Here is a 22,752-nt window from a genome sequence, read left to right as displayed (position 1 = left end):
CCGGTCGGTGCCGTCGCCCCGTCATGGGCTCAGCCCGGTGCCGAAGGGCAGGTTGCGGACGACCGTGAAGGCGAGCAGCAGCCCGCCCAGCGCCCACCAGTGGACGGCTCGCGGCCGCGGGCCGGCCGTGCGGAGTCCGCGGGCCGCCCGGCCGAGCCAGACCGGCCAGAGGACGGCGAAGGCGGCGAAGGCGGCCACCGCGAGGGCGTTGGCGCCCAGCGCCGCAGCCAGGTCGCCGTGCGCGAGAGCGTGCGCGCTGCGCAGACCGCCGCAGGCCGGGCAGTAGACGCCGGTGAGGTGCAGCAGCGGGCAGACGGGGTAGTGGCCGGGCTCGTTGGGGTCGACGAGGCCGACGCAGACCACGGCCGCGGTGACCGCGGCGAACGTCCCGAGGGGCGCCGCGAGGCGGCGCAGCGGGGCCGCCGGCAGGGGCTCCGACGGATCCGGTGGGGCCGCCGGCCGGACGTGGGGCCGTAGCTGGGCCGCGGGGTCGCTCACGCTGCCGATTGTCCAGCGATCCGGGCCGGGGCGCCTGTGCTGGGCCGCCGTACGGGCGAGGACCGCCGCAGGTACGGGCCGGAGACGCGCATCGGCGCCTGGACCGGCCGCCGTATGGGCCCCGGACGCGCATCGGCGCAGCTTCTCAGCCGACGTGCGGGCCTGGAGGCTGCGCCTTCGCGAGGTGCTGCGAGGCCGTGGCGCCGGGAGCGGCGCCACGGGAGCAGGGCGGTCAGCCCTCCTGCGGCTGGGCCTGCGCCTTGACGGCGGGCTGCGCCGCGCGCTTCGGGGCCTGGCCCATGCCGGCCGCGCGCATCAGGCCACCGACGACGGCACCGGCGCCGATCAGCACGATGCCGGCCCAGAAGCCGGGCACGTTCGCCATCACGATGAAGACACCGGCGACGCAGAAGCCGATGAAGGAGATGATGACGCCGGTCCAGGCGGCGGGGGTGTGTCCGTGGCCACTGCTCGACATGAGTGCTCCTCGTTGCTCTCTCGCGCCGGGGTACGGGCGCTTGATCCTCGCCGACCATTGTCACCGATGCCGGGGACGGCACCGCTACCGGGTCGGGTCCTCACCACGGTCCAGGGACTTCCAGATCTCCTCCGGACGGTCCAGGTCCGGCGGGGCCGCGGCACGCCGAGGGCCGCGGGCACCGCCCGGCGCGCGCTCGTATTTCCCCGACATGGCAGGCCAGTGACGGCCGTGGAGCAGCGCGAGCACTCCGGCGGTCAGCAGCAGCAGGCCGCCGGCCGCGGCCACCCACGGCCAGCCGGTGTGCGTGACGTGATGCACATCGGTACCCGACAGGCCGACCGCGGTGGACGCCTTCTCGCGCAGCGCCGAGGTGTCGGCGTTGCCGAGCACGGCGGCGACGACGATGCCCAGGCCGCTGAGCGCGAGCAGCGCGGCGACCGTGATCCGGCCGGCCCGGCGGACGGCGAAGACGGCGACCAGCGCGGCCAGGCCGACGACGGCCAGCGCGCCGGGCACGCCGGTCACATCGCCGCCGGTCACGCTGCGCGGCAGCTCCCCCTGGGCCAGGACAGCGGTGCCCTGGGCCCAGGTGCGGCTGGCGGCGAGCAGCGCGAGGCCGGCGCCGACCGCGCCGGCCGGCAGCGCGAAGGCGAGGCTGCGCCGGGCGCCGCCGGACGCGGCGGGCCGCTCGGCGGCCTGGTCGAGCGGCTCGGCGTCTGTACGGGGCTGGGGTACGGCACTCACGCGTACCACTATCGCCTACCGGCCGCGGACGGATGCCGCGCGGGGTGCCCCGCGGCGGGGCGGGCCGGGGCAGGAGCCGTTGGTGGTCCCGCCCGTGGACGCATGCCGCGCGGGGCGGGTCCGGACCGGCTCCGGCTACTTCCCGAGGTGGTTGGCCGTGTGCACGGCGCGCAGCACCGCCGCGGCCTTGTTGCGGCACTCCGTGTCCTCGGCGACCGGGTCGGAGTCGGCGACGATGCCGGCGCCGGCCTGGACGTAGGCGGTGCCGTCCCGCAGCAGCGCGGTACGGATCGCGATGGCGGTGTCGGAGTCGCCGGCGAAGTCGAGATAGCCGACGCAGCCGCCGTACAGGCCGCGCCGGGTCGGCTCCAGTTCCTCGATGATCTGCATGGCGCGCGGCTTGGGCGCGCCCGACAGGGTGCCCGCCGGGAAGCAGGCGGTCAGTACGTCGAAGGCGGTACGGCCGTCGGCGACCTGTCCGGTGACCGTGGACACGATGTGCATGACGTGGCTGTAGCGCTCCACCGACATGAAGTCGACGACCTCGACGCTGCCGGGCTCGCAGACCCGGCCCAGGTCGTTGCGGCCCAGGTCGACCAGCATCAGGTGCTCGGCGCGCTCCTTGGGGTCGGCCATCAGCTCGTCGGCCAGCGCCTGGTCCTCCTGGACGGTGGCGCCGCGCGGGCGGGTGCCGGCGATGGGGTGCACCATCGCCCGGCCGCCCTCGACCTTGACCAGCGCCTCGGGGCTGGAGCCGACGACGTCGAAGCCGCCGCTCGCACCGTCGCCGTCGCCGCCCTCGAAGCGGAAGAGGTACATGTACGGGCTCGGGTTGGTGGCCCGCAGCACCCGGTAGACGTCCAACGCGCTTGCCGTACAGGGGGTTTCGAAGCGCTGGGAGGGCACCACCTGGAACGCCTCGCCGGCCCGGATGCGCTCCTTGATGTCCTCGACGACGTCCTGGAAGTCCTGGCCGCCCCACTCCGCGGTGTACGGGGGAACGGCGGACGGGGGCAGCGCGGCGGCGCTGGCGGGCGCGGGGCGGGCCAGGTCGTCGGCCATGGTGTCCAGCCGGGCGACCGCGTCGGCGTAGGCCTCGTCGATGCCGGTGTCGAGGTCGTTGTGGTTGATGGCGTTGGCGATCAGCAGGACGGTGCCGTTCCAGTGGTCGAGGACCGCCAGGTCGGAGGTGAGCAGCATGGTCAGCTCGGGCAGCCGGAGATCGTCGGTGGTCTGCTCGCCGATCTTCTCCAGCCGGCGCACGATGTCGTAGCCGAGGTAGCCGACCATGCCGCCGGTGAAGGGCGGCAGGCCGGTGCCCTCGATGAGGTCGCGGGGGGTGTGCAGCGCCTCGACGGTGGCGCGCAGGGCGGCGAGCGGGTCGCCGTCGGTGGGCACGCCGACGGGCGGGGTGCCGAGCCAGTGCGCCTGGCCGTCGCGGGCGGTGAGGGTGGCGGCGCTGCGCACGCCGATGAAGGAGTAACGCGACCACGTACGGCCGTTCTCGGCGGATTCCAGGAGGAAGGTGCCGGGGCGTTCGGCGGCGAGTTTTCGGTACAGCCCCACCGGGGTGTCGCCGTCCGCGAGCAGGCGGCGGGTGACGGGGATGACCCGCCGGTCCTTGGCGAGCGTACGGAAGGTGTCGAGGTCCGGAGTGGCGGTGCCGGTGGTTCCCGTGGTCATGGCAGCGGAGCCTACTGGGCGGGGGTGGCGGGAGTGGAGGTGCCGGGGGTGGCGGGAGCGGAGGCGCCGGGGGCGGTGGTGCCGGAGGAAGAGGGGGCGGAGGGGGCGGCGGCCGGGTCGGTGGCGAGGACGTCCGCGTCGAAGCAGGTGCGGGCGCCGGTGTGGCAGGCGGCGCCGACCTGGTCGACCTTGACGAGGACGGTGTCGGCGTCGCAGTCGAGGGCGACGGACTTGACGTACTGGAAGTGGCCCGAGGTGTCGCCCTTGACCCAGTACTCCTGACGGCTGCGGGACCAGTAGGTGCAGCGGCCGGTGGTGAGCGTGCGGTGCAGCGCCTCGTCGTCCATCCAGCCGAGCATCAGCACCTCGCCGGTGTCGTACTGCTGGGCGATGGCGGGGACCAGTCCGTCGGGGCCGCGCTTGAGGCGGGCGGCGATGCTCGGGTCCAGCTCGGTGTCAGGGGTGGTGGCGCGGCTGCTCATGGTGTCCATTGTGCCGTGCGGCATGCTGCTGGCATGGATCAGCAGCCGCCGCCCGTGCCGCCGCCACCGCCGCCGGATCCGGACCGGGCCGGGAAGGTCGCCGTGGTGGTGCTGGGTGCGGTGTTCCTGGCGGCGGTGGTGGTGGGCATGGTGCTGTTATTGCGGGGCTGACAACGCGGCGGCGAGGTGTTCGCCCCGGGTGGCGCTCTCACACCCCCAGCTTCGCCTCCAGCAGCCGGGCGACGGCCTCCTTGTCCCCGTCCAGCTCCACGTCGGCCGCCTCCTGCCGGCCGAACGCGAACATCGTCAGCTCCCCCGGCTCGCCGGTCGCCGTGACCACCGGAGTGCCGCGGTGCGCCACCGCCGTCTGGCCGTCCGGCCGCCGCAGCACCAGCCCCACCGGCGACTTGCGGCCCAGGAGGCGGGCCGCCTTCTCCAGCCTCTTCCACAGCGCGTCCGCGAACACGGGGTCCAGCTCACGCGGCGTCCAGTCCGGCTGCGCCCGCCGTACGTCCTCGGCGTGGACGTAGAACTCCACGGTGTTGGACGCCTCGTCGATCTGCTTGAAGGCGAACGGCGACATCCCGGGCGGACCGGTTCTGATCAGCTGGAGCAGTTCCTCGTACGGCTTGGCGGCGAACTCGGCCTGCACCCGCTCCAGCCGGGCCGCCAGCGGCTTGATGACGAGCCCGCCGGCCGCGTCCGCCCGCCGTTCGCGCACCACGACGTGCGCGGCCAGCTGCCGCGTCGTCCAGTTCTCGCACAGCGTCGGCGCGTCGGGGCCGGCGCTCTCCAACAGGTCGGCGAGGAGCAGCCGTTCACGCTTCGCATGGGTCGACATGCGGTCAGCCTACGACCGGGGTGGGGGCGGTGCCACGGCGCCGCGCCTGACATGTCCCGCCCCGTGTCCCGCCCCGTCAGGACGTCCCCAGATCCACATGCTCCATCAGGATGCGTTCCAGCTCCCGTGCCGCCCGGGGCGGGGAGACGTCGCCGCGGTGGGCCACCGAGATGACGCGGTGCATGCCGGGGGTCGCGAAGCGGGTGACGCGCAGACCGGAGCGTTCGGCGACCATGCTGGGGACGACGGCGATGCCGAGCCCGGCGCGTACGAAGCCGAGGACGGCGTCCATCTCGCCGCCCTCCACGGTGAACACCGGCTCGAAGCCGGCTGCGCGGCATGCCGCGGTGGTGAATTCCCGCAGGTCGTAGCCGCGCCGGAACATCGCCAGCGGGCGGTCGCGCAGATCCTCGATACGGATGCGGGTGCGGCGTCCGGCCGGCGCCGGACGGTCGGGGGCCGAGACCACGACGAGTTCCTCGCGGAGCAGGTCGGAGGTGGCGAGGGCGGGGGCCTGGCCGGGGAGCGGGGTGATGATCAGGGCCAGGTCGAGTTCGCCGTCGGCGAGGGCGCGGACCAGGTCCTGTGAGCCGTCCTCGTTGACGATCAGCTCGACGCCCGGGTAGGTGGCGTGGAAGGCGCTGAGGACGTCGGGGACGAGGCTGGCGCAGAGGCTGGGCGGGGCGCCGAGGCGGAGCCGGCCGCGGCGCAGCTGGGCGACCTCCTGGACCTCGCGGCGGGCGGTCTCGGCGTCGGCGAGGATCCGGCGGGCCAGCGGCAGCAGCGTCTCGCCGGCGTCGGTGAGGGTGATGTGGCCGCGGGCGCGATGGAAGAGGTCGGCGCCCAACTCCCTTTCCAGGGACCGGATCTGCTGTGAGAGGGAGGGCTGGGCGACATGCTCGCGCTCGGCGGCGCGGGTGAAGTGGCGGGTGTCGGCCACCGCGGTGAAATAGCGGAGCTGCTGCAACTGCATGGCCGCGATATTAGGCGACGATAGGTTCCGCCTATGGATATGAGCCGGACCATGTCTTGGACTGATCGGACCGCCGGTCCCTAACGTCAGGACTCATGGCACTGGACACTCGGACGGATCGACGGCCGTCCTTCACGGGCCTTCTGTGGCACTCGACCGTCGGCAAGAAGACGGCGATGGCCGTCAGCGGCATCGTGATGCTGCTGTATCTGGTCGTCCATATGCTGGGCAATCTCAAGATCTTCTTCGGGGCCGCGGATTTCGACGCCTATGCGGCGTGGCTGCGGACGATCGGCGAGCCCTTTCTGCACCACGAGTGGTTCCTGTGGATCGCGCGGGTGGTGCTGCTCGCCGCCGTGCTGACCCATGCGGTGGCGGCCTATCAGCTCAGCCGGCGCGATATCGCCGCCCGGCCGATGAAGTATTCCCATAAGCGCCACCGCGCCTCCTACGCCACCCGGACAATGCGCTGGGGCGGTGTCATCCTCGGCCTTTTCCTCGTCTGGCACATTCTGGATCTGACGACGCTGACGGTGAATCCGCGCGCCGCGAGCGGCCACCCGTACGCGAATGTCGTCGCCACCTTCTCCACCTGGTACGGCAACGTCGTCTACATCGTCGCGATGCTCGCCCTCGGGCTGCATATCCGGCATGGGTTCTGGAGTGCCGCGCAGACGCTGGGCGCCAACCGGCCCGGCCGCGACCGCGTTCTCAAAACCACCGCCAATCTGCTCGCGCTGCTGTTGACCGTGGGCTTCGTCTCCGTACCCGTCGCCGTCATGACCGGATTGGTGAGCTGACGTGACCGCATACACCGACTACCCGACCGGCGCGCCGGTCGTCGACACCAAAGCGCCCGAGGGGCCGATAGCCGAGCGCTGGGACACCCGCCGCTTCGAGGCCAAGCTGGTGAACCCGGCCAACCGCCGCAAGCACACCGTCATCGTCGTCGGCACCGGGCTCGCGGGCGGCGCCGCGGGGGCCACGCTCGCCGAACAGGGCTACCACGTCGAGCAGTTCTGCTATCAGGACTCGCCGCGCCGGGCGCATTCCATCGCCGCGCAGGGCGGTATCAACGCCGCGAAGAACTACCGGAACGACGGCGACTCCATCCATCGGCTCTTCTACGACACCGTCAAGGGCGGCGACTTCCGCGCCCGGGAGTCGAATGTCCACCGTCTCGCGCAGATATCCGTCGAGATCATCGACCAGTGCGTGGCACAGGGTGTGCCGTTCGCCCGCGAATACGGCGGGCTGCTCGACACCCGTTCCTTCGGCGGCGTCCAGGTCTCCCGTACTTTCTACGCCCGCGGCCAGACGGGGCAGCAGCTGCTGCTCGGCGCCTATCAGGCGCTCTCCCGGCAGACAGCCGCGGGGAACGTGAATCTGCATGCCCGCACCGAAATGCTGGATGTGATCGTCGTCGACGGGCGGGCCCGCGGCATCGTCGCCCGCGACCTGGTCACCGGCCGTATCGACACCTACTTCGCGGACGCCGTCGTCCTCGCCAGCGGTGGCTACGGAAATGTCTTCTATCTCTCCACCAACGCCATGAACTCGAATGCGACCGCGGTCTGGCGGGCGCACCGGCGCGGCGCGTACTTCGCCAATCCCTGTTTCACACAGATCCACCCGACCTGCATTCCGCGCACCGGCGACCACCAGTCGAAGCTGACGCTGATGAGTGAGTCGCTGCGCAACGACGGGCGTATCTGGGTGCCGAAGGCGAAGGGCGACGCGCGATCGCCGAAGGACATCCCCGAGGACGAGCGGGACTATTACCTGGAGCGGATCTATCCCGCTTTCGGCAATCTCGTGCCGCGCGACATCGCCTCCCGGGCGGCGAAGAACGTGTGTGACGAGGGGCGCGGCGTCGGCCCCGGCGGCCAGGGTGTCTACCTGGATTTCGCGGACGCCATCGCACGCATGGGAAAGGCGAAGGTCGAGGAGAAATACGGCAACCTCTTCGACATGTACGCACGGATCACCGCGGAGAATCCGTACGAGGTCCCGATGCGGATCTATCCCGCCGTGCACTACACCATGGGCGGATTGTGGGTCGACTACGACCTGCAGACCACCGTCCCGGGCCTGTTCGCGATCGGTGAGGCCAATTTCTCCGACCACGGCGCCAACCGCCTCGGGGCCTCGGCGCTGATGCAGGGCCTGGCCGACGGCTATTTCGTCCTCCCGTCGACCATCAACGACTACCTCGCCCGCAATCCGCACCACGACGAGGTCGACGCCGGGCATCCGGCGGCGGTCGCGGCGGTGCGGGAGACCGACGAACGGCTTGCCGCGCTGCTGGCCGTGGACGGCGACCGCACCCCCGACTCCTTTCACCGGGAGCTCGGTGAACTCATGTGGGAGTACTGCGGAATGGCCCGCACCGAGGAAGGGCTGCGCAAGGCCCTCGACCGTATTCCGCAGATCCGCGAGGAATTCTGGCGGCGCATCAAGGTGCCGGGCACCGGCGAGGAATTCAACCAGTCGCTGGAGAAGGCCAACCGCATCGTCGACTATCTGGAACTCGCCGAGCTGATGTGCCTCGACGCGCTGCACCGCGCGGAGTCCTGCGGCGGCCACTTCCGCGAGGAGTCGCAGACCCCGGACGGCGAGGCCGCCCGCCACGACGAGGAGTTCTCCTACGTGGCCGCCTGGGAACACGGGGGCTCCGGGGGTCGTCCCCCGGGAGAACACAGCGCCGGAACCGGCGCGGCTCCCACCCTGCACAAGGAAGACCTGGTCTTCGAGTACGTCCACCCCACTCAGCGGAGCTACGCATGAGGCTCACCCTGCGCGTCTGGCGCCAGCAGAACCCCGACGCCCCCGGCGCGATGGCCACCTACGACGTCGACGGCATCTCCTCCGACATGTCGTTCCTGGAGATGCTCGACACCCTCAACGAGAAGCTGATCCTCGCCGGTGACGACCCGGTCGCCTTCGACCACGACTGCCGCGAGGGCATCTGCGGCGCCTGCAGCCTGGTCATCAACGGCGACGCCCACGGCCCGGAGCGGACCACCACCTGCCAGCTGCACATGCGGTCCTTCAAGGACGGCGACACCATCGACGTCGAGCCCTGGCGTGCCGCCGCCTTCCCCGTCGTCAAGGACCTGGTCGTCGACCGGTCCGCGTTCGACCGCATCATCCAGTCCGGCGGCTACATCACCGCACCGACCGGCGCCGCGCCCGAGGCGCACGCCACGGCCGTCCCCAAGCCGGCCGCCGACACCGCCTTCGAGCACGCCGAGTGCATCGGCTGCGGTGCCTGCGTGGCGGCCTGCCCCAACGGGTCGGCGATGCTCTTCACCTCGGCCAAGGTCGTCCACCTCAACTCGCTGCCCCAGGGCGCCCCGGAGCGCGAGAGCCGGGTCCTGGACATGGTGGGCCGGATGGACGCGGAGGGCTTCGGCGGCTGCACCAACACGGGCGAGTGCGCCACCGCCTGCCCCAAGGGCATCCCGCTCTTCAGCATCACCACGATGAACCGCGAGTTCGTACGGGCGGCGCGGAAGGGGCGCTGACCGCCCCGATCCCGGCGGGGCGCCACGGGTCAGCGCACCGGGTGCCCCGCCTCGCGCAGTGCGCCCTTGACCTCGCTGATGCGCAGGTCGCCGAAGTGGAAGACGGAGGCGGCCAGGACCGCGTCGGCGCCGGCGGCCACGGCCGGGGCGAAGTGGTCGAGTTTGCCGGCGCCGCCGGAGGCGATGACCGGGATGGTGACGTGTTTGCGGACGGCCTCGATCATCTCCACGTCGTAGCCGTCCTTGGTGCCGTCGGCGTCCATGGAGTTGAGCAGGATCTCGCCGGCGCCCAGCTCGGCGGCGCGGTGCGCCCATTCGACGGCGTCGATGCCGGCGGAGCGGCGGCCGCCGTGGGTGGTGACCTCGAAGGCTCCGGCAGCGGTGCGGCGGGCGTCCACCGACAGGACCAGGACCTGGCTGCCGAAGCGTTCGGCGATCTCGCGGATCAGGTCGGGGCGGGCGATGGCCGCCGTGTTGACGCCCACCTTGTCGGCTCCGGCGCGCAGCAGCTTGTCGACGTCCTCGGTGGTGCGGACGCCGCCGCCGACCGTGAGGGGGATGAAGACCTGCTCGGCGGTCCGGCGGACCACGTCGTACGTCGTCTCGCGGTTGCCGGAGGAGGCGGTGATGTCGAGGAAGGTCAGCTCGTCGGCGCCCTCCTCGCCGTAGATCTTGGCCATCTCGACGGGGTCGCCCGCGTCGCGCAGGTTCTGGAAGTTGACGCCCTTGACGACCCGGCCGTTGTCGACGTCCAGGCAAGGGATGACTCGGACCGCCAGGGTCATGTCGTTCGGACCTCTCTGCATGCTTCTAGTTCCACTTCGACCAGGACGCGGGAGTCGACGAAGCCGGAGACCACGACCAGGGTCGAGGCGGGCGGATGGGCGTCGAACAGTTCCTTGTGCGCGCGGGCGGCCGCGTCCACGTCGCGCAGGTGGGTGAGATACACCCGCGTACGCACCACCGCGTCGGCGCCGAGGCCGAACGGCTTGAGTGCCGCGAGCGCGTTGCCGAAGGCGGCCCTGGCCTGCTCGTACGGGTCGCCCTCACCCTGGAGGACGCCGTCGACCAGCGGCATCGTGCCGGCGACCAGAACCCGGTCGCCGGCCGCGACGGCGCGGGCGCAGCCGATGGCCGCTTCCCAGTGACTGTCGGTCCGTACCCGCTCGATGGTCATCACGCCGCCTTCCGGTACACCGTTACGACACTGCTGCCAGTGCCTCTTCCAGGGTGAACGCCTTCGCGTAGAGCGCCTTGCCGACGATCGCGCCCTCCACACCTTCGGGTACCAGGGTGGCGATCGCCCGGAGGTCGTCGAGGGAGGAAACGCCGCCGGAGGCGACCACGGGGCGGTCGGTGGCCGCGCAGACGTTCTTGAGCAGCTCCAGGTTGGGGCCCTGGAGCGTGCCGTCCTTGTTGATGTCGGTGACGACGTAGCGGGCGCAGCCCTCGGCGTCCAGGCGGGCCAGGGTCTCGTAGAGGTCGCCGCCGTCGCGGGTCCAGCCGCGCCCGCGCAGGGTCGTGCCGCGGACGTCGAGGCCGACCGCGATCTTGTCGCCGTGCTCGGCGATGATCTTGGCGACCCACTCCGGGGTCTCCAGTGCGGCGGTGCCGAGGTTGACCCGCTTGCAGCCGGTGGCCAGCGCGGCGGCCAGCGACGCGTCGTCGCGGATGCCGCCGGACAGCTCGACCTTGATGTCCATGGAGCGGGCGACCTCGGCGATCTGCGCCCGGTTGTCGCCGGTGCCGAAGGCCGCGTCGAGGTCGACCAGGTGCAGCCATTCCGCACCGGCCTGCTGCCAGGCGAGGGCGGCCTGCAGCGGGTCGCCGTAGGAGGTCTCGGAGCCGGACTCGCCGTGCACGAGGCGGACGGCCTGGCCGTCGCGGACGTCCACGGCGGGGAGGAGTTCAAGCTTCGGCATTTCGGGGCTCACTTCGGGACTCACAGGGTCTTGATCCAGTTGGTCAGGAGCTGGGCGCCGGCGTCGCCGGACTTCTCGGGGTGGAACTGGGTGGCCCACAGCGGACCGTTCTCCACGGCGGCGACGAACGGCTCGCCGTGCCGGGCCCAGGTGACCTTGGGCGCGGCGATGTGCGGGTTGCCGACCTCCAGCTCCCAGTCGTGCACCGCGTAGGAGTGCACGAAGTAGTAGCGGGCGTCGGGGGCCGTGCCGGCGAAGAGGCGGGAGTCCTCGGGCGCCTGGACCGTGTTCCAGCCCATGTGCGGGACGACGTCGGCCTTGAGCGGGCCGACCGTGCCGGGCCACTCGTCCAGGCCCTCGGTCTCCACACCGTGCTCGATGCCGCGGGCGAAGAGGATCTGCATGCCGACGCAGATGCCCATGACGGGGCGGCCCCCGGAGAGCCGGCGGCCCACGATCCAGTCGCCGCGGGCCTCCTTCAGGCCCCGCATGCAGGCGGCGAAGGCGCCGACGCCGGGAACCAGCAGGCCGTCGGCGTTCATCGCCCGGTCGTAGTCCCGGGTGACCTCCACGTCGGCGCCGACATGCGCCAGGGCGCGCTCGGCGGAGCGGATGTTGCCGAAGCCGTAGTCGAAGACGACGACTTTCCTACGGGATACGGCGGTCAATTCCACACCTCCAGCCGCAGCACACCGGCGACCAGGCACATCGCGGAGCCTATGGCGAGCAGCGTGATGACGCTCTTGGGCAGCTGCTGCTTCCAGAAGGAGTAGACGCCGCCGAGCAGGAAGAGCCCTACGAGGATGAAGACGGTGGACAGGCCGTTCACAGTGCGCCCTTCGTGGAGGGGAGAATTCCGGCCGCGCGCGGGTCGCGTTCGCTGGCGTAGCGCAGCGCGCGGGCCAGGGCCTTGAACTGGCACTCCACGATGTGGTGGGCGTTGCGGCCGTACGGGACGTGTACGTGCAGCGCGATCTGCGCCTGGGCGACGAAGGACTCCAGGATGTGCCGGGTCATCGTCGTGTCATAGCTGCCGATCATCGGCGCGATGTTCTCCGGCTCGGTGTGCACCAGGTACGGGCGGCCGGAGAGGTCGACGGTGACCTGGGCGAGCGACTCGTCCAGCGGGACGGTGCAGTTGCCGAAGCGGTAGATGCCGACCTTGTCGCCGAGGGCCTGCTTGAACGCGGCGCCCAGCGCGAGGGCGGTGTCCTCGATGGTGTGGTGGGTGTCGATGTGCAGATCGCCGTCGGTCTTGACCTTGAGGTCGAAGAGGCCGTGCCGGCCGAGCTGGTCGAGCATGTGGTCGTAGAAGCCGACACCGGTCGAAACGTCGACCTGTCCCGTCCCGTCGAGGTCGATCTCGACGAGGACCGCCGTCTCCTTGGTGGTGCGCTCGACCCGTCCTACCCGGCTCATGAGCTCTGCTCCTTCTTCAGTTCGCGAACCGCATCGAGGAACGCGTCGTTCTCTGCGGGCGTGCCGGCGGTGACCCGAAGCCACCCCGGTACGCCGTTGTCACGGACCAGGACTCCCCGGTCGAGGATCTTCTGCCAGACCTCGGGCGCGCTCCGGAACCGCCCGAACTGCACGAAGTTGGCGTCCGACTCGGTCACCTCGTAGCCGATCGCGCGCAGCTCGGTGACCAGGCGGTCCCGCTCGGCCTTGAGCTGCTCGACGTACTTCAGGAGCGTGTCGGTGTGCTCCAGGGCGGCGAGCGCGGTGGCCTGGGTGACGGACGAGAGGTGGTACGGCAGCCGGACCAGCTGGACGGCGTCGACCACGGCGGGGTCGGCGGCCAGATAGCCGAGGCGGAGCCCGGCGGCGCCGAACGCCTTGGACATGGTCCGGGAGACCACCAGGTTCGGCCGGCCCTCGATCAGCGGGAGCAGCGAGGGGCGGTGGCTGAACTCGCCGTACGCCTCGTCGACGACCACCAGCGCCCCCGCGGAGTCCGCCTTCGCCGTCTGCGCCGCCTCGTAGAGGGCGAGGACGGTGTCCGCGTCGACGGCGGTTCCGGTGGGGTTGTTCGGCGAGCAGATGAAGACCACGTCGGGCCGGTGCTCCGCGATGGCCGCGACCGCCGCCCCGACGTCGATGGTGAAGTCCTCGGTGCGCGGTCCGGAGAGCCAGCCGGTGCCGGTGCCGCGGGAGATCAGCGCGTGCATGGAGTACGACGGCTCGAAGCCGATCGCGGTGCGGCCGGGCCCGCCGAAGGTCTGCAGCAGCTGCTGGATGATCTCGTTGGAGCCGTTGGCGGCCCAGACCTGGTCCTTGGTGACCTCGTGGCCGCCGGTGCGGGAGAGGTACCGGGCCAGCTCGGTGCGCAGCTCGACGGCGTCCCGGTCGGGGTAGCGGTTGAGCCGGCGGGCGGCCTCGGTCACCCGCTCGGCGATCCGCCGGACCAGCGGCTCGGGCAGCGGGTAGGGGTTCTCGTTGGTGTTCAGACGTACCGGGACGTCCAGCTGCGGCGCGCCGTACGGGGACTTGCCGCGCAGCTCGTCCCGGATGGGGAGATCGTCGATGCGGGTCACGTGCCTGCTCACTTGCTCTGCGGGACCTTCCAGTCGAACCTTGCCTTCAGCGCGGCGCCATGGGCCGGAAGGTCCTCGGCCTCGGCGAGGGTCACGACATGGTGGGCGACCTCGGCCAGGGCGTCGCGCGAGTAGTCCACGACGTGGATACCGCGCAGGAAGGACTGCACGGACAGCCCCGAGGAGTGGCAGGCGCAACCGCCGGTGGGCAGGACGTGGTTGGAGCCGGCGCAGTAGTCGCCGAGCGAGACCGGGGCGTACGGGCCGACGAAGACCGCGCCGGCGTTGCGGACCCGGGCGGCGACGGCGGTGGCGTCCGCGGTCTGGATCTCCAGGTGCTCGGCGCCGTAGGCGTCCACCACCTTGAGGCCCTCGTCGAGGCCGTCGACGAGGACGATCGCGGACTGCCGGCCGGACAGCGCCGGGACGATCCGGTCCTCGACGTGCTTGGTGGCCGCGATCTGCGGCTCCAGCTCCTTCTCGGTCTTCTCGGCCAGCTCCACCGAGTCGGTGACCAGGACGGCGGCGGCCATCGGGTCGTGCTCGGCCTGGCTGATCAGGTCGGCGGCGACATGGACCGGGTCGGCGGTGTCGTCCGCGAGGATCGCGATCTCGGTGGGACCGGCCTCGGAGTCGATGCCGATCCGGCCCTTGAGCAGTCGCTTGGCGGCGGCGACGTAGATGTTGCCGGGGCCGGTGACGAGGTTGGCGGGCCGGCACTCGTCGGTGCCGTACGCGAACATCGCGATGGCCTGGGCGCCACCGGCGGCGTAGACCTCGTCGACGCCGAGGAGGGCGCAGGTCGCGAGGATGGTGGGGTGCGGCAGGCCACCGAAGTCCGCCTGGGGCGGCGAGGTGACGGCGAGGGACTCGACGCCGGCCTCCTGCGCGGGGACGACGTTCATGACGACGGACGAGGGGTAGACCGAGCGGCCGCCCGGTACGTAGAGACCCACCCGCTCGACCGGCACCCAGCGCTCGGTGACGGTGCCGCCGGGGACGACCTTGGTCGTGGTGTCCGTGCGGCGCTGCTCGCGGTGCACGATCCGGGCGCGCCGGATGGACTCCTCCAGGGCGGCCCGGACGGCCGGATCCAGCTCGTCGAGGGCGCTGTGCAGGGCCTCGACGGGGACCCGGACCCGCTCGATCTCGACGCCGTCGAACCGCCGCGCGTAGTCGATCAGCGCCGCGGTGCCGCGATGGCGTACGTCCTCGCAGATGGGCCGCACCTTCTCCAGGGCGGCTTCCACGTCGAACTCGGCACGGGGCAGCAGATCGCGCAGGGCGCCGCCCTCGGGGAGGGCGTCACCGCGCAGGTCGATTCGGGAGATCACGCCCCCAGTGTCTCAGACCCGATCTCGCCGCCGTCCGCGCGTATCACTCAGTGATACACAGCGATACACCACCTGGACGCATGGCGGGCCGGACGCAGGAGGGGCGTGCGGGACCGGTCAGCCGAAGTTGACCGGAGTTGGCCCTGACCTCCCGTGTTCAAGCAGTCACCCGGCGGGCAGGGGGTCCACGAGGCGTACGGGGACACGCACGGGACGGGTGTGCACCGGCCCGGCGGACGCACGGCAGACCGGCACCGACCACGCAGCGACAGCCCCACACGGGGAGGGGGATCCCACAGTGACCGAGCCCGGGGACGGCGACGCGCCCGCCGACCTGCAGCTGACATCGGCGGAATGGAGCATGTGGCAGGCATTCCGGAACGGCAGCACCTGCGATCTGCACATCGGCGATCCGGCCAGGGACGATCCGCACGGGCAGCATCTGTGGGGTCCTGAACGCCGGGTGCGCGGCCGGGTGGTGTCGCTGCTGCTGCTCGACGGACCGCCCGCCCAGCCGGGCCGGGTCTCCGCGCTCAAGCTCACCGGCGCGTACATCACGGACACTCTGGACGTCGCGGGCGGCACTATCCAGCCATTCGTAGAGCTGCGGGACTGCCGCTTCGAGGCCGAGGTGCGGCTGCCGGAGGCCCGGTTCACCACGCTGCGGCTGATGAACTGTGCGATACCCCGGGTGGAGGCGGCCCGGCTGCACACCGAGGGCGATCTGCATCTGCCGCGCTGTGTGGTGCAGTCCGGCATCCGGCTCACCGACGCGCACATCGGCACGGACCTGCTGCTCAGCCAGACCGTGGTGCACAAGGACCGGCAGGGCCGGTCGATCATGGCGGACGGGATGACCGTCGCCCAGGACCTCCAGGCCGAGATGATGGAGTCGTACGGCGAGCTGTCGCTGCGCGGCGCCACCGTCGGCGTGTCGCTGAGCCTGCGCGGCAGCCGGCTCAGCAACCCCTTCGGGCGGCGGGCGCTGAACGCCCCGCAGCTGACCGTCGAGCGGACCCTGTATCTGACCGCCGCGGGCCTGGCGAACTCCCCGTTCTCCAGCAGCGCCACTCCCCCGTACGGCATCGCACACACCCCCTCCCGCGGCACCCGCATGCAGCGCTTCGAGTGCGAGGGCGGGATGCGGCTGGACGACGGGCGGTTCGGCGACGCGGTCGACTTCGAGCATGCCCGGTTCATCATGGAGTCCGACCAGGAGCTGTCGCTGCGCCGCATCCAGACGCCCGAGCTGCGGTTCCTCGGCGAGCGTCCGCAGCGCGGCCGGGTGATCCTCTCCGGCGCCCGGGTCGTCAACCTTGTCGACAAGTCGGCAAGCTGGCCGGGGCTCGGCGGGCTGTGGATGGCGGGCTTCGCCTACGAGACGCTGATCCCGCGCGGTCACTTCCCGCTCGCGCTGCGGCTCCAGTGGGTGGCCGCGGCGACCCCCGAGTACGCGCCCGAGCCCTACGAGATGCTGGCCACCGCGCTGCGCCGGAGCGGCGAGGACGCGGACGCCCGTGAGGTGCTGCTGGCCAAGCAGCGGCGCCGCCGGGAGACGCTGCCGCTGGCGGCCAAGGCATGGGGCGTCCTGCAGGACTGGACGGTGGCGTACGGCTACCGGCCGGGTCGGGCCGCGGTGTGGATGGCGATCCTGTGGGCCATCGGGACGGTCTACTTCTCCCAGAACCAGCCGCCCCCGCTCAAGCCGGGCGAAGCACCGCCCTGGAACCCGTATCTCTACGCCCTGGACCTGCTGCTGCCGGTGATCGACCTCAACCAGGGCGCCGCCTGGAAACCGTCCGGCGGCGCGCAGTGGGCGGCGGCGGTGCTGATTCTCGCGGGCTGGGTGCTGGCCACGACCGTCGCGGCGGGCGCCTCACGGCTGCTGCGGAGGCAGTAGCGGGGGCCGCGGGGAGCCTGGGTGACGGACCCCGCGCCCGCAGGCAATAGGCTTACCGGCTGTGACTTCCGTGCGCCTGCCGCTCTTCCCGTTGAACTCGGTGCTGTTCCCGGGGCTCGTGCTCCCGTTGAACGTCTTCGAGGCGCGGTACCGGGCGATGATGCGCGATCTGCTCACCCGGCCCGAGGACGAGCGCCGCTTCGCGGTGATCGCGATCCGGGACGGCCGCGAGGTCGCCCCGACCGCGCAGGGCATGCCGGACGCCACGCTGCCGACGGCCGAAGGACCCGCGGCGGGCTTCGGCGACGACCCGATGCAGGCGTTCCACTCGGTGGGCTGCATCGCGGACGCGGCGACCATCCGGGAGAAGTCGTCCGCCGACGACACCGGCTTCGAGGTGCTGGCCACCGGCACCACCCGCTTCCGGCTGCTGTCGGTGGACACCTCGGGGCCGTATCTGACCGGCGAGATGGAGGAGCTGGAGGAGAGCCAGGGCGAGGGCGCCGGCGCGCTCGCCTCGGGCGTCGTACGCGCCTTCCGCACCTACCAGAAGCGGCTGGCCTGGGCGAACGAGCGGACCCTGTCCAGCGGCCAGGACCTGCCGGCCGACCCGTCGGTGCTGTCGTATCTCGTCGCGGCCGCGGCGGTCCTGGACGTGCCGGCCAAGCAGCGGCTGCTGCAGGCGCCGGACACCGCGGCCCGGCTCGGCCAGGAGCTGAAACTCCTGCGCCACGAGTCGGCGCTGCTCGGTAAGCTCCCGTCGCTGCCGGCGGTGGATCTCACCCGGCAGCCGACCAGCCCCAACTGACGCGGGGCACAAGGCATCGAGGCGAGCGTCGAGGCGCGAAGCCGTAGCGAGGAGAGCCGTGGCCAAGAAGTCCAAGAAGTCCGTCGGTACTCCCGCGACGGTCGCCCTCACCGAGGCCGGCGTCCCCTTCACGACGCACTCCTACGAGCACGACCCGGCCGCCGCCTCGTACGGCGAGGAGGCCGCCGAGGCGCTCGGTGTCGCGCCCGACCAGGTGTTCAAGACCCTGCTCGCGGACGTCGACGGCACCCTGACCGTCGCGGTGGTCCCGGTGTCCGGCTCCCTCGACCTCAAGGCGCTGGCGGCCGCGGTGGGCGGCAAGCGGGCCGCGATGGCCGATCCGGCGGCGGCCGAGCGCAGCACCGGCTATGTGCTGGGCGGGATCTCGCCGCTGGGGCAGCGCAGGCGGCTGCGGACGGTGCTGGACGCGTCGGCGGAGGGCCGGCCGACGGTCTGCGTCTCGGCGGGCCGGCGCGGCCTGGAGGTCGAGCTGTCGCCCGCCGATCTGGCCGCGCTCACCGGCGCCCGGTTCGCACCGATCGCCCGCGTCTGAGCCGGCGCCCTCCGGAGTGGCCGAGAACGGCCGCCGGGCATACGGCGCCGCTGCCGCGAGGGCTTTACGGCGGATCGGTCCTCGGCTACGACCCGTGGGGATAAGGGCCACGGCCCACGTCACAGCCGAGGAGGCACACCGTGTCGAAGCGGACCCGCAAGCGGAAGTGGCGCATCAGGAAGCACCGGGCCAACCACGGACGGCGCCCGGCCTGAGGGCGGGCGGGCCAGGGGGCGGGGGCGGACCCGAGCCGTTCCCGCCCCGGCCCATCGGGCAGGGCCTACCGCTCGGGGCCGTCGTCCGGCTTCGGCTCGTCCGCGGTCGGTCGGCCGTCGGCCGCCGGCGGATTCTCCCGGTGGTAGTCGGACCAGTCCGGCACCAACCGCGGCGTCCCGGTGTCGAACGGCGCGAACAGCGCGGTCAGCAGCAGCTGCGCCAGCATCGAGGTGATGGGCCAGGCCAGCAGCACGCCCTTGGCCTCCAGCCGCAGCGGGCTGTCGAAGGTCACCCCGGGGCCGACCTGCCGGGCGTGCGCGACCACGTCCTGCGCGGGGCCCAGCCAGACGCCCAGCCGCCAGGCCAGTACCGCGCCGAGTACTCCGCCCACGACCAGCGCCACGACCAGCGGGATCCCGCCGTTCCGGCGGAAGAGGAACACCCCGCCGGTGGTGAGCAGGCCGAAGCCGACGGCCAGCAGCGCGAACACGCTGTCCGCGCCGATCGCCTCCTCGCCCTCGGTGTTCTTGAGGTAGACGCTCTTGGCGTCCGAGACCAGCGGCACATGCGGCGCCAGCCACGCCCACAGCACGCCGAGCAGCGCACCGCTCACCGCCACCGCGAGCGCGATCACGGCGGCCTCGCGCAGCTCGCGGGCGTGGTCCGGGGCGTGCTCCGGGTCGCCCTTGTCCGCCGGATACGCGCCGGGATCGGCCGGGGAGCCCCCGGCGGAGGGGGCGGCGAAGGGGTTCTGCGGTTCTTCGGGCGGCTGGTTGTCGCGGGGCGTCAGCGGTGCGGTCACCCCGTCATCGTGCCAGGTGGACGTGGTGCGGCCGGAGGCAGGACGCCCGTTCGGGCGTGCGGCGCCGGTCATCGGGTCGCGGCGCGGCGGTACGCCCAGGTCGCGATGGCCAGCGAGAGCGCGCCGACGGCCGCACAGACGCCCAGGTCGGCGGCGACCGCGAGCCAGTCCGGTCGCGCGTCGAAGGTGGCGGCCAGCGCCTCCACGCCGTAGGTCGAGGGCAGCAGATCGCGGGCGTAGTCGATCGCCGCGGGCAGCCGCTCGGCCGGCAGTACGCCCAGCAGCAGTGCGGCGGACATGCCCAACTGGCCGCAAAGCGTGGCGAGTTCGGGGCGCGGAGCGAGCAGGCCGAGGGCCGCGCCGAGGCCGGCGAGGGCCGCACCGGACAGCGGGATCACGGCGGCCAGCACCCAGAGGTGGGTCATCGGCAGCTGGAAGAGCAGGCATCCGGTGACCGTGGTGACGACCGTTCCCGGCACGGTGAACGAGGCGTAGGCGGCGGCCGCCCCGAGCACCACGGCGGCCGGCGGCACCGGCAGCGTCGCGTAGTGGTCGAGTCCGCCGCTGGCCCGCAGCTGGCCGAAGTACTGCGCCAGCAGGTTGAGCGCCACGAAGGCCACGACCAGCACGCCGGCGCCGGAGACGACGGCCCGTGCCTCGTCGCCGCCGTCGACCACGCCGCGCATCAGGACCATGATCCCGACGGACTGGAAGGTGGCGACGAACAGCAGCGGGATCCGGGCGACCCGGGCCCGCGAGAGCTGGGCGCGGTAGACGGCGCAGAGCGCGGGCAGCAGCCGGGCGGCCGGTGCCAGCGGGGCGGCCCGGCCGTCCTCGGGCCGGGCGGCGGCCTCCAGGGCATCCCGTGCCCCGGGCACGGGCACCGCCTGCGCGGGAACCACACTCACGCCTTCACCAAGCCTTTCTTGCCGCATCCGCCAGTACCTTAGTGCCGCGCCCCGGTGCGGCCGACCGGTACTCCGGGTACGCCAAACCCCGCCTCACCCCTTGACCAGCCCCTCTGCACGCCCGCCCAAGGCCAGGTACACGTCCTCCAGGCTCGGTGTGGCCAGCGTGAAGTCGTCGAGGGCCGCGAACGCCGGGCCCGCGGTGACGGCGGCGACCGCGGCGCGGGCCCGGTCGGCGGGGAGGCGGAGAGTCCAGCGGCGGCCGGAAACCCGGGCGGCGGAGGCGAGCTCGGCGACCTCGGGGACGTCCAGGGGCGGGCGGTCCCGCCACACCAGATCCAGCCGGACCTCCTCGCCCACCATGTCCTTCAGCCCGCCCGGCGTATCGCAGGCGATGACCCGGCCCCGGTCGATCACCGCGACCCGGTCCAGCACGCTCTCGGCCTCCAGCACGTTGTGCGTCACCAGCACCACGGTGGCGCCCCGCTCGGCCCTGCGCCGGTCCACCGCGTCCCACACGGCGCGCCGTGCGACGGGGTCCATACCGGTGGTCGGCTCGTCCAGCACCAGGAGCGACCGTTCGCCGATGAGGACGGTCGCGAAGCACGCCAGCCGGCGCTGTCCGCCGGAGAGCTTCTTCAGGGCGCGGCCGGCGATGTCGGCGAGGCCCAGCTCATCGACCACCGCGTCCCGCTCGGCCCGCGCCTCACGGGCACCGAGGCCGCGCAGCCGGCCGGTGGTCTCCACGGCCAGCGCGACGGTCATCTCGTCCAGGGCGGTGGACTCCTGCCCCAGGTAGCCCAGCAGCCGGGCGGCCCGCTCCGGGTGGCGCACCAGGTCGTGGCCGAGTACGGAGATGCTGCCGGAGTCCGGGCGCAGCAGTCCGGTCAGCTGGCGGACCAGGGTGGACTTGCCGGCGCCGTTGGGGCCGAGCAGTCCGAAGATCTCGCCGCGGTGCACGTCCAGGCTGATGCCGTCGCTGGCGCGTACGGCGGGCGCCCGGCCCTCCGACCCGCGGCGCCCGCGCGTCGCGGGATACGTCTTGACCAGGTCCCGCACGGCGCACACCGGCCCGCCGCGCTCCACCTGCTTTGCGCCCGTCCTCACGAGCTACGAGGGTACGCGTCCCCAAAGGCCCGCCCGGCCGCGGGGCACGACGATGCCGGCCGCCGGGGCTGCCGTTCAGTCGCCGGCGGGTGCGTGTTCGGCGGCGGTGCGCAGATCGACCTCGCGCCAGAATCCGGCCCGGATGGCATAGCGGTCGTGCTCGTCGATCTGGTCGTCCTTGTGGGCGAGCAGCCCGAAGCGGGCGGCGTAGCGCAGCAGTTCGCCGTCGATGCGGTGCGGGATGCGCGGGTATTCCGTGGAGAGCTGCTGGAGGTGCGCGGTGTCGGAGAGCCGCTCGGTCCAGCGGCGGGCGAAGACCTGGCCCACCTCGAAGGGGTCGCCGCTGACGGCGGTGATGTCCTCCTCGCGGTCGGCCCAGCGCTGCTCGGCGCTGGTCAGCTGGGCGAGGGTGGGCAGGGAGGCCGTCTCGGACGGTTCGCCCACCGGGCCGCCGCGTTCGACCCAGCCCTTGTCGGAGGACCAGCGCAGGGTGGCGCTGGGCGCGGGCAGGGACGGTCCCGCGGCGGGGCCCGCGCCCTGGCCCGCCGCGTGGGCGCGACCGAGTCCGGCCAGGTCCTTGGGGGTGGGGACGCCCCTGCCGCCGCCGTTGCCCGCCTCGCCGGCGGCCGTCTCGTCGTCCTGGGGGGCGGTCCTGGCCGCACCGTTCGTGCCGTTCGCGCCGTTGCGCTCGGCGGTGTCCGGTCCGGACGCCGAGGCGGCGGCCGCCGCTGCCGCCGCGACCGCGGACTCGGGCAGCGGCGCGGAGAGGATCGCGGCGATCTCGGGGCGCGGGGCGGGCGGCGAGGCGCAGGGCCCGCCGAGTTCCTTGGCGCGTACCGCGCGGGTGATCCAGGTCCGGTCCAGCACCCGCCGCTCGTCGGCCTCGGCGACCAGGTCCTCGGACTGGTTGTAGTCGCCGTCGGCGGCCTGTACGGCCCAGAGGTGGACGGCGACGCCGTGTTCCTTGGCCGACATCAGGCCGGGCAGCAGATCGCCGTCGCCGGTGACCAGCACGATGTCGGAACAGGCGCGGTTGCGGGCCAGCTCGGTCAGCTCGGCGTGCATGGCGGCGTCCACGCCCTTCTGCGCCCAGCGGCCGTCGCTGCGGGTCAGGGCGCCCAGCCGGACGGTGACCCGGGGCATCACGCGCAGCCGGCGGTGCTCGGGCTGGGGGACGCGGTCGGGGGCGCCGTCGAACCAGTAGATCCGCAGCAGTGGCCGTTCGGTGTCGGCTTCGGCGCGCTGCCGCAGGCCCTGGATGAGGGCGGCGTGATCGACGGTGATCCGGGACCGGGCAGGCTCTCCGGCGAGCAGACTCGCAGCGGCGCCGAGCAAGTATCCGGCGTCCACCAGGACGACGCAGCGATCCACGTTCCACCCTCTTCCCTGAGGTGCTGAAGTCCGGTCGCCCCCCGGCTCGGCCTGTGGCGCGAGTTCTC

At 72.6% G+C, this 22,752-nt stretch carries 27 protein-coding genes; 8 read left to right on the top strand and 19 right to left on the bottom strand.

From position 1 onward, the window contains the following. Positions 1-21: 21 nt before the first annotated feature. From FCH28_RS21175 to hisI, 5 genes are all read right to left on the bottom strand, one after another. Positions 22-498, bottom strand: a complete 477-nt coding sequence (locus tag FCH28_RS21175; RefSeq protein WP_136741648.1) for a DUF2752 domain-containing protein — start codon at positions 496-498, stop codon at positions 22-24. Between the two features lie 232 nt (positions 499-730). After that, a complete protein-coding gene (locus FCH28_RS21170; protein ID WP_136741647.1) occupies positions 731-976 on the bottom strand; it encodes an HGxxPAAW family protein in 246 nt (81 codons plus the stop codon). 84 nt (positions 977-1,060) lie between these two features. Then, the gene (locus FCH28_RS21165) at positions 1,061-1,723 is read right to left on the bottom strand and encodes a TIGR02234 family membrane protein (protein WP_136741646.1); all 663 of its coding nucleotides are present in this window, start codon (positions 1,721-1,723) and stop codon (positions 1,061-1,063) included. A gap of 135 nt (positions 1,724-1,858) precedes the next feature. Next, a complete protein-coding gene (locus FCH28_RS21160; RefSeq protein WP_136741645.1) occupies positions 1,859-3,406 on the bottom strand; it encodes an anthranilate synthase component I in 1,548 nt (515 codons plus the stop codon). Positions 3,407-3,417: 11 nt separating this feature from the next. After that, positions 3,418-3,897: a phosphoribosyl-AMP cyclohydrolase gene (hisI, locus tag FCH28_RS21155; protein WP_136741876.1), complete on the bottom strand. Its 480-nt coding sequence runs from the start codon at positions 3,895-3,897 to the stop codon at positions 3,418-3,420. A gap of 24 nt (positions 3,898-3,921) precedes the next feature. Between hisI and FCH28_RS38215 the strand changes: the two genes are divergently transcribed. Continuing rightward, complete coding sequence (locus tag FCH28_RS38215) at positions 3,922-4,059, top strand: hypothetical protein (RefSeq protein WP_169314214.1); 138 nt, start codon at positions 3,922-3,924, stop codon at positions 4,057-4,059. A gap of 37 nt (positions 4,060-4,096) precedes the next feature. Here FCH28_RS38215 and FCH28_RS21150 read toward each other — a convergent pair whose 3' ends face one another. Together FCH28_RS21150 and FCH28_RS21145 are read right to left on the bottom strand one after the other, a co-directional pair. Beyond that, a complete protein-coding gene (locus FCH28_RS21150; protein WP_136741644.1) occupies positions 4,097-4,729 on the bottom strand; it encodes a TIGR03085 family metal-binding protein in 633 nt (210 codons plus the stop codon). 76 nt (positions 4,730-4,805) lie between these two features. Then, positions 4,806-5,702 carry a LysR family transcriptional regulator gene (locus tag FCH28_RS21145; RefSeq protein WP_136741643.1) on the bottom strand — a complete coding sequence of 299 codons (897 nt, stop codon included), beginning with the start codon at positions 5,700-5,702 and terminating at the stop codon, positions 4,806-4,808. 95 nt (positions 5,703-5,797) lie between these two features. Between FCH28_RS21145 and FCH28_RS21140 the strand changes: the two genes are divergently transcribed. Genes FCH28_RS21140 through FCH28_RS21130 form a run of 3 tightly spaced genes read left to right on the top strand, consistent with a single transcriptional unit; the run spans position 5,798 to position 9,229 of the window. Then, on the top strand, positions 5,798-6,502 hold the full coding sequence (locus FCH28_RS21140) for a succinate dehydrogenase cytochrome b subunit (RefSeq protein ID WP_136741642.1): 705 nt from the start codon (positions 5,798-5,800) through the stop codon (positions 6,500-6,502). Between the two features lies 1 nt (position 6,503). Then, the gene (locus FCH28_RS21135; RefSeq protein ID WP_136741641.1) at positions 6,504-8,489 is read left to right on the top strand and encodes a fumarate reductase/succinate dehydrogenase flavoprotein subunit; all 1,986 of its coding nucleotides are present in this window, start codon (positions 6,504-6,506) and stop codon (positions 8,487-8,489) included. Continuing rightward, positions 8,486-9,229, top strand: coding sequence for a succinate dehydrogenase/fumarate reductase iron-sulfur subunit (locus tag FCH28_RS21130; protein WP_136741640.1), 744 nt, complete (start codon positions 8,486-8,488; stop codon positions 9,227-9,229). Before FCH28_RS21135 ends, FCH28_RS21130 begins: the two co-directional genes overlap by 4 nt. 29 nt (positions 9,230-9,258) lie before the next feature. Here the strand turns inward: FCH28_RS21130 and hisF are convergent, their stop codons facing one another. From hisF to hisD, 8 genes are read right to left on the bottom strand one after another with little or no spacing between them, the layout of a single operon-like run. Further along, a complete protein-coding gene (gene hisF / locus FCH28_RS21125; RefSeq protein WP_136741639.1) occupies positions 9,259-10,014 on the bottom strand; it encodes an imidazole glycerol phosphate synthase subunit HisF in 756 nt (251 codons plus the stop codon). Beyond that, positions 10,011-10,406, bottom strand: a complete 396-nt coding sequence (locus FCH28_RS21120) for a Rid family hydrolase (protein ID WP_136741638.1) — start codon at positions 10,404-10,406, stop codon at positions 10,011-10,013. The genes hisF and FCH28_RS21120 overlap by 4 nt, the downstream gene beginning before the upstream one ends. Positions 10,407-10,428: 22 nt before the next feature. Then, positions 10,429-11,151, bottom strand: a complete 723-nt coding sequence (gene priA / locus FCH28_RS21115) for a bifunctional 1-(5-phosphoribosyl)-5-((5-phosphoribosylamino)methylideneamino)imidazole-4-carboxamide isomerase/phosphoribosylanthranilate isomerase PriA (RefSeq protein WP_136741637.1) — start codon at positions 11,149-11,151, stop codon at positions 10,429-10,431. Positions 11,152-11,171: 20 nt separating this feature from the next. After that, positions 11,172-11,819 carry an imidazole glycerol phosphate synthase subunit HisH gene (gene hisH, locus FCH28_RS21110; RefSeq protein WP_136741636.1) on the bottom strand — a complete coding sequence of 216 codons (648 nt, stop codon included), beginning with the start codon at positions 11,817-11,819 and terminating at the stop codon, positions 11,172-11,174. Continuing rightward, positions 11,816-11,980, bottom strand: a complete 165-nt coding sequence (locus FCH28_RS38210) for a hypothetical protein (RefSeq protein WP_169314213.1) — start codon at positions 11,978-11,980, stop codon at positions 11,816-11,818. The genes hisH and FCH28_RS38210 overlap by 4 nt, the downstream gene beginning before the upstream one ends. Further along, positions 11,977-12,570 (bottom strand): imidazoleglycerol-phosphate dehydratase HisB, encoded by a 594-nt coding sequence (hisB, locus tag FCH28_RS21105; RefSeq protein ID WP_136741635.1) that lies wholly within the window; start codon positions 12,568-12,570, stop codon positions 11,977-11,979. The genes FCH28_RS38210 and hisB overlap by 4 nt, the downstream gene beginning before the upstream one ends. Then, on the bottom strand, positions 12,567-13,685 hold the full coding sequence (locus FCH28_RS21100; RefSeq protein ID WP_136741875.1) for a histidinol-phosphate transaminase: 1,119 nt from the start codon (positions 13,683-13,685) through the stop codon (positions 12,567-12,569). The genes hisB and FCH28_RS21100 overlap by 4 nt, the downstream gene beginning before the upstream one ends. Before the next feature lie 8 nt (positions 13,686-13,693). Continuing rightward, a complete protein-coding gene (hisD, locus tag FCH28_RS21095; protein WP_136741634.1) occupies positions 13,694-15,019 on the bottom strand; it encodes a histidinol dehydrogenase in 1,326 nt (441 codons plus the stop codon). A gap of 298 nt (positions 15,020-15,317) precedes the next feature. On the opposite strand from hisD, the gene FCH28_RS21090 reads away from it, so the two are divergent. The 4 genes from FCH28_RS21090 to FCH28_RS40215 all read left to right on the top strand — a co-directional run bounded on the left by FCH28_RS21090 (position 15,318) and on the right by FCH28_RS40215 (position 18,495). Beyond that, the gene (locus FCH28_RS21090) at positions 15,318-16,919 is read left to right on the top strand and encodes an oxidoreductase (RefSeq protein WP_136741633.1); all 1,602 of its coding nucleotides are present in this window, start codon (positions 15,318-15,320) and stop codon (positions 16,917-16,919) included. 61 nt (positions 16,920-16,980) lie between these two features. After that, entirely contained in the window at positions 16,981-17,727 is a 747-nt protein-coding gene (locus tag FCH28_RS21085) for an LON peptidase substrate-binding domain-containing protein (RefSeq protein ID WP_136741632.1), read from the top strand. 58 nt (positions 17,728-17,785) lie between these two features. Next, a complete protein-coding gene (gene ybaK / locus FCH28_RS21080; RefSeq protein ID WP_136741631.1) occupies positions 17,786-18,280 on the top strand; it encodes a Cys-tRNA(Pro) deacylase in 495 nt (164 codons plus the stop codon). 140 nt (positions 18,281-18,420) lie between these two features. Beyond that, positions 18,421-18,495 carry a hypothetical protein gene (locus FCH28_RS40215; protein ID WP_484422077.1) on the top strand — a complete coding sequence of 25 codons (75 nt, stop codon included), beginning with the start codon at positions 18,421-18,423 and terminating at the stop codon, positions 18,493-18,495. Positions 18,496-18,560: 65 nt separating this feature from the next. Here the strand turns inward: FCH28_RS40215 and FCH28_RS21075 are convergent, their stop codons facing one another. The 4 genes from FCH28_RS21075 to FCH28_RS21060 form a co-directional block, all read right to left on the bottom strand. Then, the gene (locus tag FCH28_RS21075; protein WP_136741630.1) at positions 18,561-19,298 is read right to left on the bottom strand and encodes an ABC transporter permease; all 738 of its coding nucleotides are present in this window, start codon (positions 19,296-19,298) and stop codon (positions 18,561-18,563) included. A gap of 68 nt (positions 19,299-19,366) precedes the next feature. After that, positions 19,367-20,233: an ABC transporter permease gene (locus FCH28_RS21070; RefSeq protein WP_136741629.1), complete on the bottom strand. Its 867-nt coding sequence runs from the start codon at positions 20,231-20,233 to the stop codon at positions 19,367-19,369. A 66-nt stretch (positions 20,234-20,299) separates the two neighbouring features. Beyond that, complete coding sequence (locus FCH28_RS21065) at positions 20,300-21,292, bottom strand: ABC transporter ATP-binding protein (protein ID WP_136741874.1); 993 nt, start codon at positions 21,290-21,292, stop codon at positions 20,300-20,302. A gap of 96 nt (positions 21,293-21,388) precedes the next feature. Further along, a complete protein-coding gene (locus FCH28_RS21060; protein ID WP_136741628.1) occupies positions 21,389-22,684 on the bottom strand; it encodes an NYN domain-containing protein in 1,296 nt (431 codons plus the stop codon). Positions 22,685-22,752: the final 68 nt, after the last annotated feature.

Source organism: Streptomyces piniterrae (assembly GCF_005048155.1).
GTDB lineage: Bacteria > Actinomycetota > Actinomycetes > Streptomycetales > Streptomycetaceae > Streptomyces > Streptomyces piniterrae.
The sequence above is the reverse complement of the archived record's forward strand: the minus strand, read 5'-3'. Positions and strand labels throughout refer to the sequence as shown.